Origin of the sequence: Acinetobacter sp. 161(2023) (assembly GCF_037027805.1) — a bacterium.
GTDB lineage: Bacteria > Pseudomonadota > Gammaproteobacteria > Pseudomonadales > Moraxellaceae > Acinetobacter.
Genome location: NZ_JAZEYD010000002.1, coordinates 278,609 through 295,364, shown reverse-complemented (window position 1 = coordinate 295,364; position 16,756 = coordinate 278,609). Strand labels below are relative to the sequence as shown.

The window sequence follows — 16,756 nt, the reverse complement described above, 5'->3', positions numbered from 1 at the left end:
ATATTTAACTGTAACTTCTAAAATTAAATAAAACATTGATTTCTATAAAGTGTAATTTTTATCAAATAAACATAATTAATATGAAGGTTGATTAAATTACATTTAAGTACATTGGTGTTAAAGAAATACTATGATCATTTCTAAATGTGTATTTGTTACTTTATATTTAGGAATATCTATTTTTTATTATCTAATATTATGTATTCTATATCTTGAGAAATGCAATAAATAAGTTGTCTTATTTTAAGACAAGGTGGGCCTTTGAATATTCGTCTAAAATTATAGAACTGATTTTTATAATAAATAGAATAAAAGAAGGTCCCTACAGGTTTTTCTTTAGTTTCAGAACCTCCCTTTTTTAAGAGTCCTGTGCATGCAATATAAAGATCGGCATGTAAGAGTTCTTTGCCTTTTTTGATCATCTCTATGGTGACTTGCATCGATTCAGGTGTATATTTTTCAATAAGTTCCGAAGAGATATGAAGTGTATTTTCTTTGACACGTAAGTCATAACTGACCAAGCTTCCAATAAGAATATCGCCCGAATAAGGGCTTAAAGAAAAGCGGTAAGCTAGATAGCCTGCAGAAGCACTTTCAAAAAGTGCAATTTTAATTTTTTCTTGTGCTAATAATTTACAACATGAGTTAAACATTTGTTTTCTCCTTACATGTTTTTTAATTTAGTTATAAAATTATTTTTAATTTCTTTTTGTTAATTTTTTAATATTTATACTTTTCAAAGTAACTCAAATGTAATTTAAATTTAAAATTTATATATTTTTTATAAAAACAGAGGGTTAATTTATTCTAAAGTTGAGAATGTAATGTTGTGTTAATTTTTATGGTATTGAATTTTAAGGTTTTTGTGTGAAATGATTGTTTCTTAATAACGTAATATAACAAAGGGGCGCTGGGATTATGGTTTGATTAAAGTATGGTAATTTATATCTCACTAAAGGAGAATAGAAATGCCTGTTGTAGTGAAAGAAAGATTATTAGACCTACTACAAGATAATCAACAGAACTATTACGAATTATTTGTTTTTTTCCTTGATCCTGATATTTCTAGTTTTGAAAAAGAAAAGAAAGCAAGAGATTTTCTGATTAAAGAAATAGATAAACTAGATCAAAAGGAAATAGATTTTCCTTCAAATATAAATATGATTAAAGCATGGTGTGAGAATGACAATAAAGAAAATTGTGAGTTATTTCAGACTTATCTAAACCGTAGACAAAACGGGGGCGAGAGAGAGTATTTTAAGAATGTCGGTCAGGCATTCGAATTTTTAATTAAAGTTTCTCCAACCAAAAAAGTAGATGGTGCATGGCTATATAGTTCAGTTCAATATTGGAATGATCCAGTTTTCCATGACCTTATTATTACTTATTTGGAAGAGCTGGGACTAGGTGAGCCTAAAGCAAACCATGTCTGTATTTATGATGACTTGCTACGTAGTTTGGGTCTCGATAGTTTTGATGTGCTTTTAGAAGATGAATATTACCATAATGCCGTAATTCAGTTGGCACTTGGTTATGCTCCGTCTGAGTTCATTCCAGAGATTGTGGGCTTTAATTTAGGCTATGAGCAACTACCACTTCATCTACTCATCAGTAATTATGAGCTTGCAGAGTTAGGTATTGATTCTAAATATTTTAATTTGCACATCACTATCGATAACATTGATAACGGGCATGCAGATAAAGCAATTAAAGTTATAGAAAATATTTACGATAAATATAGAGATAAAGAACTTTTCTTTAATAAACTGAAGCGTGGTTTTGCTCTTAATGGTCATGGTGTTTCATCTTCAAAAATTATTAAAAATTTAAATCTTGAAGATTTAGTCCTTAAAATTTTGAAAAGAAAAGCTTTAGTTGGTCAGCTAATTCATAACGAAACTAGACAGTTTGGATGTAAAACGATTAATCAATGGTTATCAAATCCAGATGATGTGAGCGGTCTGTTATCACATTTAATTGAACACAAGTGGATCAAATTTAATGCTGACCCTGAACAGAGTGTGTTCTGGCGAATGATTAATGAAGAAAATGGAAAAATGTTTGGAGTGTTTAACCCTGTAGAGCGTCAAATTATTCATGACTGGATTGCAGGCGATGATCATTCTTCTAATGTCTTGGCATATAGCAGGGCATTAAATAATAGCCAACGTATTCAAGATTATTTGTTTAGCTATATCTCTGATGGCGAACTTGATGCCTTGCAAGAGCGTGTTCAGAAATCACATGATCTCGCCATAAAAATATGCAAGCTGACTCCATTTTTGGCCCCAGATTCACACCATAAAAGCATTGGACTTTGGAGCACGCGTAAATATGTCGAGCTCCTTTTTCCATATTTAAGTTCCTTTAACAAAAACTAACTCTTGAAGTTTTTAATTCACCCCACGTTTAACTTTAAAACATAGGTAATGAACATGACTGATAATGTTAAATCAACAAATAAAACAAGTGAAATGGCTGGAGCTGATGCTGCAAATAAAGCCAATACTACCCAAAAAACTGAACAATTAGACTCAGTCAGAGACGATGCAACCAATGAAGCATTAACCACAAACCAAGGTGTTAAAATAGCGGATAACGAGAATAGCTTAAGAGCGGGTATTCGTGGTTCGACGCTATTAGAAGATTTTATTTTAAGAGAGAAAATTACTCATTTTGACCATGAGCGTATTCCCGAACGTATTGTGCATGCGCGCGGTGTAGGTGCGCACGGTTACTTTCAAGCTTATGAAGGAAATGAGCGCTTAACTAAAGCGGGCTTTCTAACCGATCCAAGCATTCAAACTCCAATTTTTGTACGTTTCTCAACAGTGCAGGGACCACGTGGATCTGCTGACACCGTTCGTGATATTCGTGGTTTTGCGATTAAATTTTATACCCAAGAAGGTAATTTCGATTTAGTCGGCAACAATGCACCAGTATTTTTTGTGCAAGATGGTATTAAATTTCCAGACTTTGTTCATGCAGTAAAACCTGAACCAGATACAGAAATGCCAACAGGAGCAACTGCACACGATACTTTCTGGGACTTTGTGTCTTTAGTCCCTGAGTCAGCTCATGCAGTAATTTGGGCAATGTCAGACCGTGCTATTCCACGTAATCTACGCTCAATTCAAGGTTTTGGTGTTCATACATTCCGTCTTATTAATGCCCAAGGTAAATCACATTTTGTAAAATTCCACTGGACCCCTAAACAAGGTTTAAGTGCTTTAGTGTGGGATGAAGCTCAAAAACTTGCAGGTAAAGATCCAGATTTCCATCGCCGAGATCTTTATGAAGCGATTGAGAATGGGGTTTATCCTGAATGGGAATTGGGCGTACAAATTGTCGAAGAAGAAGATGAAATGAACTTTGACTTCGATTTATTAGATCCAACCAAAATTATTCCTGAAGAGTTGGTTCCAGTGACTCCAATCGGCCGATTTGTTTTAAATAGAAATGTAGATAATTTCTTTGCAGAAACAGAGCAGGTGGCTTTCTGTCCGGGACACATTGTGCCAGGAATCGATTTCACAAATGACCCACTTCTACAAGCACGCCTATTTTCGTACACCGATACACAGTTAAGTCGTTTGGGTGGACCTAACTTCCATCAAATTCCGATCAATAAACCGGTATGCCCATTCCATAACAATCAACGTGATGGTATCCACCAACATACGATTCACAAAGGGCAGGCTTCATATCAACCAAACTCAATTGATAATGATTGGCCAGCAGAAACGCCACCTGCTGCTTCAAATGGTGGCTTTGAAAGCTATCCTGAACAGATTAGCGGACATAAACTTCGTCAAAGAAGTGAAACCTTCTCCGATCATTTTTCACAACCGCGCCTTTACTACAAGAGTCTTGCGCCTCATGAGCAAAAGCATGTGGTCGATGCCTATACTTTTGAATTAAGTAAAGTGCAAAGAAAACACATTCGTGAGCGCCAAGTTCAACAAATTTTGGCAAACATCGATCTCGACTTAGCTCGACAAGTTGGCGCTAATTTAGGAATTGAAGTTCCTGATTTTACACTAGATTATAAGAAAACTGCAGTTGAAAAATCGGCTAAATTATCTTTCTTGGCTTTCCCTCCTGAAGATATTCAAGGCCGAAAAGTTGCAGTACTTATTCATAACCTTGTGAAGTCAGATACACTTGAAGCTATTAAAAATTGGGCGATTAAAGAAGGTGTGGTTGTTCATTTACTAGCGCCAAGCTTGGCTCCAGTAAAAGACCATAAAGACAAAACTATTACCGCTGATGGCATGCAAATGGCTGAACCTTCAATTGCTTATGATGCGGTGATCATTCCTGATGGCGATAACTTAAATGCCGTGCTGCAAGATGGCGTAGCGCGCCACTATGTACTTGAAGCTTACAAGCATTTAAAACCAATTGCGTTTTTAGGTAATAAATCTGATTTACTTGAACCGCTAGGTTTAGTTGCCGATGAAGGTACTTTAGTTGAAGATGAATTCCAGCCTATTGCTGAAAAATTCAAAAAACTGATTATGGCTCATCGTGTTTGGTCACGAGAACAAATAGCCGCTCAGGTACCAGCTTAATAAACAAAAAAAAGCCCTGAAAGATTTATCTTTCAGGGCTTTTTATATCTTAGGGATTAGCCATTTACGATTTCACCACCGTTTACATGAATCACTTGACCTGTAATATAACTTGCATCATCTGAGGCAAGGAAAAGGTAGGCAGGTGCAACTTCACTTGGCTGTCCCATTCTTCCCATTGGCGTATCTTTACCAAACTTCTCGACAGTTTCTGCATCGAAACTACTCGGGATTAATGGCGTCCAGATCGGTCCCGGCGCAACACCATTTACCCGAATTCCTTTTTTTTGTTTCATTAAATTGTTCGATAAGCTACGTGTAAAAGTCGTAATTGCACCTTTCGTACTTGCATAATCAATAAGTTCATCATGACCTTGATAGCTGGTAATACTGGTCGTATTAATAATACTGTCGCCTTCTTCCATATAAGGAATTGCTTCTTTCGTCAGATAAAACATTGAAAAAATATTTGTCTTAAAGGTTTTTTCTAATTGTTCATTACTAATACTTTCAATTTCCTTTTGTTGATATTGCACGCCAGCATTATTCACTAAAATATTAATTTTTCCATAATGTTGTAGAACTTTATCAATATCTAGTTTTGCAACATCTGGGTCAGAAATATCACCTTTTAATAAAAGGCAATGTTGTCCTTCTCTTTCAACGAGCTTTTTGGTGATTTCGGCATCTTCATCTTCTTCAAGATAAAGGATTGCAACATCAGCGCCTTCGCGGGCAAATAATACCGCTACAGAACGACCTATACCGCTATCACCACCACTAATAACGGCAACTTTATCTTTTAACTTATCGCTTCCTTTATGGGAGCTTTTTATAATTTCTGGTTCAGGATGCATTTTTTCCTGATCGCCTGGTTGATGAGATTGAACTTGTGCGGGGGCGGATGTTGGATACTGATTGGTTGAGTTTTCCATGTTTCAAATACCTCTGTTTTAATATCTAATTTTTCTATAATGATCTATTGCTACGTAAATATGAGTAAAATGAATTTTTTAATAAGTTGTCTTTGTTATTTTATATATAAGGATGTAAATAAATATTTTATTTGTGCAAGATTAATGAATATCCATTAATTTGATTTTATTTTTATCAATCATACTTTTAATAATGGATCGATTTCCTATATCCTCTAACCAGTTTTCTATCGATATATTATTAGATAAGTCTAATATTTGCTTAATTATTTTTTTAGCGGCTTCTATATTTTCTGAATTTTTAATAGATATGTCGTCTGAATTTGAGTGTGTATCTTCTTTCTCAATATTCTTTGATTTAATAATGTATAAATCTCTTTGAAATGGATGGCTCGCATGAGGAGGATCTAGTCTATAGCTCCATTCTTGATCGTAGCTCTGCCATGAATTCTTAGACTTAATATGGCCTAATAAAATTTCAGGTATAGAAATATGCAGATATTGTAGAGTTGAGTGTTGATTTTTTAATTGCATTTTTTAATTACTCCGATCATTTTAAATTAGTTTTAAATATTCATTTTAATCTCGCAAGTAAATTGTTTTTGAAAATGTAATTGCATATGTGATTGTTTTATAATTAAATTAATTGTTTGTTAAATATTTACTCAACAGTAAGTGTGTTCTTGTTTTTTATCAGTCTGTACGTTTTGAAATTTTTTGTTGTGAGTGTTGTTTATTTAAATGCCTTTGTAAAAATTTATTGTAATGTTTGATTGAGTAATAATGGGTATATGGATTATTTAAAAGGTAAAAATTATAATAATTATAAATTTTAAAATATTTTATAAATAATAAAGTTATAAATAATTTGCAATCTTGTTTTATATACATTTAAAAGGATTGATACATCACTTGGGTGGGAAAATATTATAAATCTTCTATCTTTATTAAATCCGTTAATTAAAAGCGGTAGTGACTATAATTAAATATAGGAAGATATAACTATGGCTAATACTAGATACGAAGATGATGATAACAATAGTAATAGTACAGGTACTTCAAATCGTGGATTTGCAAGTATGGATCCTGAAAGAGTTAAAGAAATAGCGAGCAAAGGTGGGCGAGCAGCCCATGCGAGTGGTAATGCGCATGAATTTACTTCCGAAGAAGCTCGTGAAGCTGGCCGAGCAGCGCATGCAAGCGGTAATGCACATGAATTTACATCTGAGGAAGCGCGTGAAGCGGGTGCCTTAAGCCATAAAAATGGTGGACGCGGTCGTAGCCGTGATGACGACGATGATGATGACGATCGTGGTAGCCGCTCAAGTGGTCGAGGCCGAGGTCGCAGTCGTGATGACGATGATGATGACGATCGTGGTAGCCGCTCAAGTGGCCGAGGACGTGGTCGTAGCCGTGATGACGATGATGATGACGATCGCGGTAGCAGTTCAAGTGGTCGAGGCCGAGGTCGCAGTCGTGATGACGATGATGATGACGATCGTGGTAGCCGCTCAAGTGGCCGAGGACGTGGTCGTAGCCGTGATGACGATGATGATGACGATCGCGGTAGCCGTTCAAGTGGTCGAGGCCGAGGTCGCAGCCGTGATGACGATGATGATGATCGCGGTAGCCGCTCAGGTGGACGAGGACGTGGCCGCAGCCGTGATGACGATGATGATGACGATCGCGGTAGCCGTTCAGGCGGCCGAGGCCGTGGTCGTAGCCGTGATGATGACGACGATGACGATGATCGCGGTAGCCGTTCAGGTGGCCGAGGACGTGGCCGCAGCCGTGACGACGACGATGATGACGATCGCGGTAGCCGCTCAGGCGGACGAGGCCGAGGTCGCAGCCGTGATGACGACGATGATGATGACGATCGCGGTAGCCGTTCTAGCGGACGAGGACGTGGCCGCAGTCGTGATGACGATGATGATGACGATCGCGGTAGCCGTTCTAGCGGACGAGGACGTGGCCGTAGTCGTGATGACGATGATGATGACGATCGCGGTAGCCGTTCTGATGGCCGAGGACGTGGTCGTAGCCGTGACGACGATGATGATGACGATCGTGGTAGCCGCTCAGGTGGTCGAGGCCGAGGTCGCAGCCGTGATGACGATGATGATGACGATCGCGGTAGCCGTTCTAGCGGACGAGGACGTGGCCGCAGCCGTGATGACGATGATGATGACGATCGCGGTAGCCGTTCAGGTGGTCGAGGCCGTGGCCGCAGTCGTGATGACGATGATGATGACGATCGTGGTAGCCGCTCAGGTGGTCGAGGCCGAGGACGCAGTCGTGATGACGACGATTATGATGGTCGTGGTCAAAACTCTCGTAATCAAAAACGTGATGCCTCTGGACGTTTTACGTCTTAAGCAAAATGTTTTAAAAACGAAGGAGGCAAAAGCCTCCTTCGTTTTTTAATTTATTTACTTTACTGTGGGAGCAGTTGTAGTCCTTTTACAATATCAATGTATTCAGAACCGTTTAACCAAAAAGATTTTTTTAAAAATAACGTCGTCATAATACTTTCTGCTGCTTCACTCTCTGGATTTTCACAGAATAATCCGTAGCTTTCACCCAAAACCGCATCATTTTCAATCAGGCGAATATAATAGGCATGTTGCTCATTTGCATAACCTAAAACTGCATCACGTTGATTTTTCATTTCGCATGTCTCCATACCAAAAAACTGAATTTAACCAGAATGTTAAATGCTCAGAATCTCATTTGATAAAAATCATAAAACCGTCAGTCATAAAGACTATTTCGAAACAGGTTTTGATTTTCTTCAAATTACCATTTTAGTTTAAACATCCCTGTTAAAAGCAAAATGGATTAAAATCTGATCATGGGATTTATTGTTATGCAAAAAAAATATTTCGTCAACTTGAAAATGTAACTTTTTCAAGTTACATTGTCTGTGTAGGATTTGAACGGTGAAATGGAGGCAATATGCCAAAGAAAAAAGAGTTCGAGCATGGCGGTGTAAGAGAAAATGCTGGACGAAAAGCACAGTTCAATGAACCCACAAAAGTGATTCGTGTTCCCGAGTCTCAAGTTAACTTTATCAAAAATTGGTTACTAAATAATGTCAAAACCAATAACTTGACCGATTTTAACTCAAAACTTAATGTTCAACAGGTCCATCCAAACAACGATAAAATTTACCATATTCCTTTGGCAACTGAACGTGTTGCTGCTGGTTTTCCTTCGCCAGCGCAAGATGATATTGAGCAAGCACTCGATTTAAATGAATATTTAATTAGAAATGAAAATGCTACTTTCATTGTTAAAGCCAACTCCTTATCCATGTTAGACGCTGGAATTGATATTAATGATCCGCTTATTGTGGACCGTAGTATTGCTGCTAAATCTGGCGATATTGTGATTGCACTCATCGACAATGATTTCACTGTTAAGCGCTTAATGATTGATAGTCAATTTCAGCCACCTAAAGTTTGGCTAAAAGCTGAAAATCCTGATTATCAAAATATTTATATTGAAGAGGGACAAGAACTGGTTATTTGGGGAGTCGTGACTTATAACCTCAAACGAATGAGATAAATTTTCTTATATTTTATTATTCAAGTTACTGACCCGAAAAGTGAGTCAGTAACTTTTTGCTGAATGACTTTTAAATTTGTCCAATCAATAAGCACGTTGCGATAACAACCATCAAACCACCTGAAAAACGACCGACTAATTGTGCTGCTTGTGGTCTGGTTTTTAAAATAGCCTCTGAACCATAACCCACCATTAAGTAAATAATTGCGCAGCTAATCATGTGTACAACACCAAAGGCAAGAATTTGTGTCGTCACAGACCATGAAGCAGTAGTGTCAATAAATTGAGGAAGCAGCGCTAAAAAGAGTAAAAAAACTTTCGGGTTTAATCCACTCACATAAACGCCTTTAGTTGCCCAGCTCAACCATGACTGAGCCTTTTCAGAACCAGATTTATTCGGAGTAGGAGGGGTAATGAGTAAATTTATTCCCATCCATAACAAATAAGCAGAACCTCCCACAGTAAGAATCATCAGAGCAGTCGGATTATTTGCTACAAGCAGACCAACACCAGCCGCTACCAATAAAATCGTAATAAAGTGCCCAAATAGCATACCTGCGACAGCGGGTACGACGACTTTGCCATTAATTCCTGCCGAAATGGCATAGGCCCAGTCTGCCCCTGGAGTAATAATAAAAAGAATGGAAACACTCCAAAATGCAATAAAAATGTTAAAAGCCATATGCTTATCTCGGCAAACTATTTCTCAAAGGTTTCACTCTCGGTTTAGCAAAAAAAACTATTAATTCGAGCTTGTTGAAAATAATATGCTCATGTATTTAGAATGTGCTTTTAAATGTTTGCTCATATCACACTCATTTGGGGTAAATTTTTCTAAATGGATCGCACAGACAAAAAGATTCTTGCTGAATTGCAATTAAATGGCCGATTATCTATTACCGAGTTGGCAGAAAAAGTAGGTTTGAGCATTTCACCTTGTCATAGACGAGTGAAGGCTTTAGAAGAGTCGGGAGCCATTAAAGGCTATCGGGCAGAACTCGACCCAAACTTAGTCGGATTTGAATTTTCAGCGATTGTTTTTATTACGCTCAAAGAAGGTGATAAACAGGCAGTCGAGAAGTTTGAAAATGCCGTGATAGACATCCCACAAATTATTCAAGCGCAGCGCTTATTTGGTGAGCCAGACTATTTGCTGCATGTGGTAGCAAAAGACTTACCAGCTTTTCAGCGTTTGTACGATGAAAAATTATCGGCTATTCCGAGTGTGCAACGGCTCATCTCAACCATTGTGATGAAAGACGTAGTACCTGAACGTTTGTTTCCCATTGGCTAAGAATCATCAGACGTAAAAAAAGAAGCGTTAAAGCTTCTTTTTTATTTTTATGAATTAGACATCTAGTGTTTTACATAAAGAGCAGATCGTACCGTTATGTTTGTGAGAGTACATAATATCTGGGCGCTCATAACCTTGCTCACATACGCGGCAGTGGTAAACCGTTGCTACAGGTGTACCTTCAGCGTCAAAACGTGGTTCTTTAATGCCGTCATCGTGTGACTTGATGTAGTATTTTCCTTTGGTTAATAAACCCATGATTGGTGTTAATACAAAGGCAAGTATAAGCGCGATGAGTGGTGAGTAAGGAGCTAAGAAGCTACCAAATAATCCAAAGAATGCTGCAATTGATAGGCCTGCTGATACAAGGAAGGCAACCATGCCGACAGGGTTTACGTTGTAGAGCATGTCACGGCGATATTCTGGTTCTTTTGGTGAAAGTTTTAAAACATATTTGTTGATTGAAATGTCTGTTGCAACAACCACAACCCAAGCAATCGCAAAGTTTGAATAGAATCCTAAGATTTTACCCAGTACCGCAAACATGTTGCCTTCCATTAAAGCAAGCGCAATTGCCAAGTTCACGATCACAAAGACAATACGGCCCGGATAATGTTTACTCATACGAGTGTAGGCACTTGTCCATGCAAGGGAACCAGAGTAAGCATTGGTCACATTAATTTTAATTTGAGAAATAACCACCAAAATCACTGCAAGTGTTAAAGCTGCCCAACCCGGAAGCATGTCATGAAATGCTGCATTAAACTGTTGAACAGGTTCAGTGCTGTTTACGCCCGGTATTTTAGTAAGTAAATAGAACCCTAAAAATGCCCCAATAATTTGTTTAATTGCGCCTAAAATCACCCAACCTGGACCTGCTGAAATAACGGCTGCCCACCATTCTTTGCTATTTTCTTTTGTTTTAGCAGGCATGAAACGCAAGTAATCAATTTGCTCACCAATTTGCATGATTAACGATAAACAAATACCAGCACCCAACATGATCGCAGCCATGTCTACGGTTGCAAAACCTTCTTTACCTGTAAAAGTAGCAAATTGGCTGACTAAAGTTGGTTCTTGGTAAATCAGATAGGCCACAGGACCAATCATCAGGATTAACCAAAGTGGAGTGGTCCAGACTTGTAATTTACTCAAGGCTTTCATACCGTAAATCACCAACGGAATGACCATAATGGTTGAGATGAGGTAACCAGCCCAAAGCGGAATGCCTAAACCAAGTAATAACCCTTGCGCCATGATTGAACCTTCAAGGGCAAAGAAAATAAATGTGAAACTGGCGAAAATGATGCTGGTCAGGACTGAGCCGATGTAACCGAAACCTGCGCCACGGGTAATCAAGTCAAGGTCGATGTTATAACGTGCTGCGTAGTAGGCAAGAGGAATACCAGTTAAGAAGATAATAATCGCTGCAAATAAAATGGAGAAAACAGCATTAGTTGTTCCGTAAGACATACCAATACTGGCACCAATAGAAAAGTCAGCAAGATAGGCAATACCACCAAGTGCAGTAATAGCGACAACTTTGGGACTCCAGCGCCGAAAGCTGTGTGGAGCATAACGTAAAGTATAATCTTCTAAGGTTTCATTCACTGCTTTTTGTGAATCTGCACCTTGCACAGTGTCCAGATTTGGATGTTCAGATACACTCATAACATCAATCTCCCAATCATTTTCGGTCAATCAACACAAATATTGATCATTGTTTTTTGATGGATTTGAGTGTGTGATTTTTGGGAAAAATTGAAAATACGTTATTTTGCGTATATGTGCGTATAACAAAAAATCGCCATGATAAATGACTTTTGGCATAAGGATTGCTGGGTTTAATACAGCCCTATCCAAAACATGAGTGTTATGCCAGATTCTTCACGCCCCCAACAAGCGCCACAACGTGTGATCAAAACACGCCGTGAATATAATATTTGGGTGGCCGATGAAAGTATCGAAGATTATGCGCTCCGCTATGCACCGACCTCGGTACGGAAATGGTCACCTTGGACCGTTACCAATACCGCAATTTCAACCGTTAGCTTTTTGGCTATGGAAGCCATTGGGGCAACCATGCTTTGGCAGTATGGTTTTAGCAATGCAGTATGGGCAGCAATAGTCGTATGTACCATCATATTTTTAACCAGTTGGCCGATTAGTTATTACGCTGCAAAATATAATGTAGATGTCGATTTGCTTACTCGTGGTGCAGGTTTTGGCTACATTGGCTCCACCATTACATCTCTAATTTATGCCAGTTTTACCTTTATTCTGCTTGCCTTTGAAGCCGCAATTATGGCAATGGCACTTGAGCTAGCTTTAGGCATTCCACAAGTTATTGGTTACTTAATTTCTGCCTTAGTGATTTTGCCTTTAGTGGTCAAAGGAATTGGTTTTATTAATAAAGTTCAGGCAATCACACAACCAATCTGGCTCTTATTACTGTTATTACCGTGGTTTTTTGTAATCTGGAAACAGCCACAAATTTTAAGTAGTAGTCTGCATTTTGTTGGTGCGGTTTCAAACTCAACCGATTTTAATCTGTATTACTTTGGTGCGGCGTGCACTCTTATTTTTTCATTTGTGATCCAAATTGGTGAGCAAGCCGACTATTTACGTTTTTTACCCCAACAAGAAAAGAATAGAACTGCATGGCGTTTTGCCGTTTTTTTAGGTGGTCCATCTTGGATTATTTTCGGATTTCTAAAAGTATTGATGGGCATGCTGCTGATGGTGTTGGCTTTTCAGCTGTTTATTCCTGTCTCTGAACTAGACAATCCGACTTATTTGTATTGGGTTGCCTATCAACAGTTTATTCCAAACCCTCAGCTAGCTTTAATATTGACTCTAGCACTGGTTTGCTTGGCACAAATTAAAATTAATATGACTAATGCCTACGCTGGCTCATTGGCATGGTCAAACTTTTTTGCGCGCTTAACTCATAGCCATCCTGGGCGAATTGTCTGGCTTCTTTTTAACGTTTTTATTGCTATTGTTTTAATGGAAATGGGAATTAGCCATGCAGTTGAACGTATTTTGGGGCTATATAGCAATATCGCTTTGGCATGGATTGGCGCCGTTGTTGCCGATTTAATTATCTGTAAGCCTTTACGTCTAAGCCCAAAAGGAATTGAATTTCGTCGTGCTTATTTATATGACATTAACCCCGTAGGTGTGGGTGCTTTACTGATTGCCTCAGTGCTATCGATGCTTAGCTATTTGGGCTTTTTTGGACTCATGGCAAAAGGATTGGCGAGTTTCATTGCTCTAGGAAGTGCGGTGTTATGTGTTCCTATTATTGCTTACTTAACCAAAGGCAAATATTACATCGCACGCCAGCCTGAAAAAATTCAGGCAACTTCGGTTGCTAACTGTGTCGTGTGTGAAAGGGACTATGAACTTGCAGATATGGCGGGCTGTCCAGCCTATAGCGGTACGATTTGCTCTCTATGCTGTTCACTTGAAGCACGCTGTCACGATTTATGTAAACCCGATGCACGTTGGTCAGTACAACTTAAAAAAGCCATTTGGTACTATTTACCTGAACGTTGGGCTAGCCGTTTAAATAGCAGGGTCAGTTTATATTTATTACTGACTTTAGGGCTGTCGATCGTTTTGGCAGTGAGTTTAAGTCTGGTTTATATTCAAGAAAAAACCTATTTAGAAACAATCAATGCGGCAGCCGTTCCTCAGTTATTTACGCTGTTTGTCAAAATTTACACCATTTTATTTTTATTGATGAGTGTTGCTGCATGGTGGTTAGTGTTAAACGATGAAAGCCGCCGTAATGCTGAAATCGAAACGCATCAGCAAACAGCATTATTGATTGATGAAATTGCTGCCCATGAAGTCACTTCAAAAGACCTGCAAGATGCCAGAATTTCAGCAGAGCGAGCAAATGATGCAAAAAGCCGTTATGTCATTGGCATTAGTCACGAACTAAGAACACCTCTAAATAGTATTTTGGGCTATAGCCAATTACTTCAGAAACAAGAGCAGCTTTCAGAACAAGGCAAAATGGCGCTTGGGGTGATTAGCCGTAGTGGGCAGCATCTGACTTCACTGATTGACGGTTTATTAGATTTAGCACGAATTGAAACAGGCAAAATTTCTTTAAATGTGGTGGATGTTCATTTCCCAAATTTTATAGAACAGATTATTCAAATGTTTCAGCCGCAGTTTGAACAGAAGAATTTACAGTTTATTTATGAAATTGGAGATAACCTGCCGCACTATGTCCGTACCGACAAAAAGCGCTTAGAGCAAGTACTCATCAATTTACTGGGTAATGCTTTAAAGTTTACGACGAGCGGCACAATTACTTTGAAAGTCGAGTACCGTTTTCAAACGGCTTATTTTGAAATTAGAGATACGGGCTGCGGTATTGCGGAGGCAGATTTAGAACGAATCTTTAACCCGTTTGAACGGGGCAGCAATGTAGTTCAAGGCGGATTTACCGGAACAGGACTCGGACTACCGATTGTAAAATTATTGGTCGATTTACTTGGTGGCCAGCTATCTGTGAGTAGCCAGCTCAATCAGGGTTCACAGTTTAAGATTAAGTTTTATTTACCTTCAAAAGAAGTAGTTCATCCAATTTCTAATGTTTACTCCAACCAGATCACAGGCTACCAAGGCGAACGAAAACGAATTTTGGTTGTCGATAATGAAGTAGTTGACCGCGGCTTAGTCGCCAATTTTCTAAAGCCTTTAGGATTTATCATTGAAGAAGCCGAGTCGGGCATTGACTGTTTAAGACGTGTTCCTATGTTTCAACCTAACCTGATTTTGATGGATTTAAATATGCCTTTGATGGGCGGGTGGGAAACAGCACGATTATTGCGTCAGAATAATATTACTAATGTGCCGATCTTAATTATTTCAGCGAATGCAGGCGAGCGTGAAGTCAATCCACAAGATGCAGTCTTAAGTGAAGACTTTATGCTAAAACCAATCGATCTCAATTTGTTGCTGAGTAAAATTGGAGACAAATTAGGTTTGCTATGGATTGATTCTAAATCAGATGCACACCTTGAAAATAATGAAGTTCAAGCACTGGATGTAAAGGTGTTTAGGCAAAAGCAAGCTACTGTTCATACATCAATTAAACAAACTGAAAATAATGATCTACTCGATTTACCGCAAAGCTTGCAGCAATTAAATGATTTAATTGGGCAGGGTTATATCCGTGGAATTCAACAGACTTTAACGCAATGCCGTCAAAATTTTCCGGAGCATGATGAGTTATGGGAACAGCTTGAACAGGCTATTCAAAAGTTTGATTTAAAACACGCCCAACGATTAATTCAGGATAAGTAATGAGTACGCAACATGTTTCTTTTCAGCAAGCTTCGCCAAAAGAGCAGGCTGTTATTCTGATTGTGGATGATGTGCCGGAAAATTTAGGCTTGTTACATGAAAGTCTAGATCAGGCGGGTTATCGCGTGCTTGTCACAACCGATGGGTTGAGTGCAATTGAAATAGCACACCGGTGCTTACCAGATATGATTTTGCTTGATGGCAATATGCCACATATGGACGGTTTTGAAAGTTGCATACAGCTTAAAGCAAGTCCAATTACGCAGTTTATTCCCGTCATTTTTATGACAGGCTTGTCTGAAACAGAGCATATTGTGCGTGGTTTTCAGGTCGGTGGGGTGGACTATGTAACCAAACCTTTGAATATTGAAGAAGTATTAGCGAGGGTAAAAACACATTTGGCCCATGCCAAACTGTTGCAGCAACAAAAACAGGTGATTGATGCAACGGAAACAGCCATTCTTGCGCTAGATGTTCACGGTAAAATTGTTTGGAAAACTCAAAAAGCCAGTGATTTACTGAGTCAATATTTACCTGAATTAGAAGGTTTTGAAGCAGGCTTAAAAGCTTGGTTTTCAGATTTGGAACAGGAAAAAGATCCTAAAAAATTAACCAGCTGTTCTTATTCGACACCATCTCAGCAATTACAACTGTTATTACTCACGCCGTGGGAAACTGAACCAAGTGTGGCAAAAAATTATCTGATACAAATCAAGACCTCTACGCCAGCTTTGGAAATGGCTGATATTTTGAAATATTGCCCACAGTTGACTCAACGTGAGGCTGAAGTCATGCACTGGTTATTGTTGGGGAAAACCAATAAAGATATTGCAGAAATTTTGGAGCTGAGTCCACGGACGGTAAACAAACATTTAGAGCATGTTTTTGAAAAACTGTGCGTTGAAAACCGAACTGCTGCGGTGGCACACATTAATAGTCTGGTGCAAGAGTTTCATTAAGTTAATTGAAGATTGTATTTAAAAAGCATACAGACTCACGGCTAAAAACAGGCTATTTTTTTTACACTTAGATTTGTTCTTATAGTGAAAGATATA

The 16,756-nt window shown here is 38.5% G+C and carries 13 protein-coding genes; 7 read left to right on the top strand and 6 right to left on the bottom strand.

The features are described from left to right. Positions 1 to 176: 176 nt before the first annotated feature. On the bottom strand, positions 177 to 653 hold the full coding sequence (locus tag WA249_RS03155) for a CinA family protein (RefSeq protein ID WP_336166448.1): 477 nt from the start codon (positions 651 to 653) through the stop codon (positions 177 to 179). Between the two features lie 315 nt (positions 654 to 968). Between WA249_RS03155 and WA249_RS03150 the strand changes: the two genes are divergently transcribed. Together WA249_RS03150 and katE are read left to right on the top strand one after the other, a co-directional pair. Next, positions 969 to 2,381, top strand: a complete 1,413-nt coding sequence (locus WA249_RS03150; protein WP_336166447.1) for an iron-containing redox enzyme family protein — start codon at positions 969 to 971, stop codon at positions 2,379 to 2,381. 48 nt (positions 2,382 to 2,429) lie between these two features. After that, positions 2,430 to 4,574, top strand: coding sequence for a catalase HPII (katE, locus tag WA249_RS03145; RefSeq protein WP_336166446.1), 2,145 nt, complete (start codon positions 2,430 to 2,432; stop codon positions 4,572 to 4,574). Positions 4,575 to 4,630: 56 nt separating this feature from the next. Here the strand turns inward: katE and WA249_RS03140 are convergent, their stop codons facing one another. Together WA249_RS03140 and WA249_RS03135 are read right to left on the bottom strand one after the other, a co-directional pair. Next, positions 4,631 to 5,509: an SDR family oxidoreductase gene (locus WA249_RS03140; RefSeq protein ID WP_336166445.1), complete on the bottom strand. Its 879-nt coding sequence runs from the start codon at positions 5,507 to 5,509 to the stop codon at positions 4,631 to 4,633. Between the two features lie 141 nt (positions 5,510 to 5,650). Continuing rightward, positions 5,651 to 6,043 carry a DUF6367 family protein gene (locus tag WA249_RS03135; RefSeq protein WP_336166444.1) on the bottom strand — a complete coding sequence of 131 codons (393 nt, stop codon included), beginning with the start codon at positions 6,041 to 6,043 and terminating at the stop codon, positions 5,651 to 5,653. A 470-nt stretch (positions 6,044 to 6,513) separates the two neighbouring features. On the opposite strand from WA249_RS03135, the gene WA249_RS03130 reads away from it, so the two are divergent. After that, positions 6,514 to 7,887, top strand: coding sequence for a KGG domain-containing protein (locus tag WA249_RS03130; protein ID WP_336166443.1), 1,374 nt, complete (start codon positions 6,514 to 6,516; stop codon positions 7,885 to 7,887). A 59-nt stretch (positions 7,888 to 7,946) separates the two neighbouring features. On the opposite strand, the gene WA249_RS03125 is transcribed toward WA249_RS03130, so the two are convergent. Continuing rightward, positions 7,947 to 8,180: a hypothetical protein gene (locus WA249_RS03125; protein ID WP_009388226.1), complete on the bottom strand. Its 234-nt coding sequence runs from the start codon at positions 8,178 to 8,180 to the stop codon at positions 7,947 to 7,949. 287 nt (positions 8,181 to 8,467) lie between these two features. On the opposite strand from WA249_RS03125, the gene WA249_RS03120 reads away from it, so the two are divergent. Further along, positions 8,468 to 9,079: a LexA family protein gene (locus WA249_RS03120; protein ID WP_336166442.1), complete on the top strand. Its 612-nt coding sequence runs from the start codon at positions 8,468 to 8,470 to the stop codon at positions 9,077 to 9,079. Positions 9,080 to 9,149: 70 nt separating this feature from the next. On the opposite strand, the gene WA249_RS03115 is transcribed toward WA249_RS03120, so the two are convergent. Continuing rightward, positions 9,150 to 9,761 (bottom strand): LysE family translocator, encoded by a 612-nt coding sequence (locus tag WA249_RS03115; RefSeq protein WP_336166441.1) that lies wholly within the window; start codon positions 9,759 to 9,761, stop codon positions 9,150 to 9,152. A gap of 156 nt (positions 9,762 to 9,917) precedes the next feature. On the opposite strand from WA249_RS03115, the gene WA249_RS03110 reads away from it, so the two are divergent. Continuing rightward, a complete protein-coding gene (locus WA249_RS03110; RefSeq protein ID WP_000376211.1) occupies positions 9,918 to 10,373 on the top strand; it encodes an Lrp/AsnC family transcriptional regulator in 456 nt (151 codons plus the stop codon). A gap of 54 nt (positions 10,374 to 10,427) precedes the next feature. On the opposite strand, the gene WA249_RS03105 is transcribed toward WA249_RS03110, so the two are convergent. Continuing rightward, on the bottom strand, positions 10,428 to 12,044 hold the full coding sequence (locus WA249_RS03105; protein WP_336166440.1) for a purine-cytosine permease family protein: 1,617 nt from the start codon (positions 12,042 to 12,044) through the stop codon (positions 10,428 to 10,430). 195 nt (positions 12,045 to 12,239) lie between these two features. Between WA249_RS03105 and WA249_RS03100 the strand changes: the two genes are divergently transcribed. Then, on the top strand, positions 12,240 to 15,701 hold the full coding sequence (locus tag WA249_RS03100; RefSeq protein WP_336166439.1) for a hybrid sensor histidine kinase/response regulator: 3,462 nt from the start codon (positions 12,240 to 12,242) through the stop codon (positions 15,699 to 15,701). After that, positions 15,701 to 16,660, top strand: coding sequence for a response regulator transcription factor (locus WA249_RS03095; RefSeq protein ID WP_336166438.1), 960 nt, complete (start codon positions 15,701 to 15,703; stop codon positions 16,658 to 16,660). The genes WA249_RS03100 and WA249_RS03095 overlap by 1 nt, the downstream gene beginning before the upstream one ends. Positions 16,661 to 16,756: the final 96 nt, after the last annotated feature.

Bases quoted from the DNA above. Each gene is read 5' to 3' on its own strand.
- WA249_RS03135 (WP_336166444.1), bottom strand. From the start codon at position 6,043: ATGCAATTAAAAAATCAACACTCAACTCTACAATATCTGCATATTTCT.
- WA249_RS03115 (WP_336166441.1), bottom strand. From the start codon at position 9,761: ATGGCTTTTAACATTTTTATTGCATTTTGGAGTGTTTCCATTCTTTTT.
- WA249_RS03130 (WP_336166443.1), top strand. From the start codon at position 6,514: ATGGCTAATACTAGATACGAAGATGATGATAACAATAGTAATAGTACA.
- WA249_RS03105 (WP_336166440.1), bottom strand. From the start codon at position 12,044: ATGAGTGTATCTGAACATCCAAATCTGGACACTGTGCAAGGTGCAGAT.
- WA249_RS03120 (WP_336166442.1), top strand. From the start codon at position 8,468: ATGCCAAAGAAAAAAGAGTTCGAGCATGGCGGTGTAAGAGAAAATGCT.
- WA249_RS03100 (WP_336166439.1), top strand. From the start codon at position 12,240: ATGAGTGTTATGCCAGATTCTTCACGCCCCCAACAAGCGCCACAACGT.
- katE (WP_336166446.1), top strand. From the start codon at position 2,430: ATGAACATGACTGATAATGTTAAATCAACAAATAAAACAAGTGAAATG.
- WA249_RS03125 (WP_009388226.1), bottom strand. From the start codon at position 8,180: ATGAAAAATCAACGTGATGCAGTTTTAGGTTATGCAAATGAGCAACAT.
- WA249_RS03110 (WP_000376211.1), top strand. From the start codon at position 9,918: ATGGATCGCACAGACAAAAAGATTCTTGCTGAATTGCAATTAAATGGC.
- WA249_RS03140 (WP_336166445.1), bottom strand. From the start codon at position 5,509: ATGGAAAACTCAACCAATCAGTATCCAACATCCGCCCCCGCACAAGTT.
- WA249_RS03150 (WP_336166447.1), top strand. From the start codon at position 969: ATGCCTGTTGTAGTGAAAGAAAGATTATTAGACCTACTACAAGATAAT.
- WA249_RS03095 (WP_336166438.1), top strand. From the start codon at position 15,701: ATGAGTACGCAACATGTTTCTTTTCAGCAAGCTTCGCCAAAAGAGCAG.
- WA249_RS03155 (WP_336166448.1), bottom strand. From the start codon at position 653: ATGTTTAACTCATGTTGTAAATTATTAGCACAAGAAAAAATTAAAATT.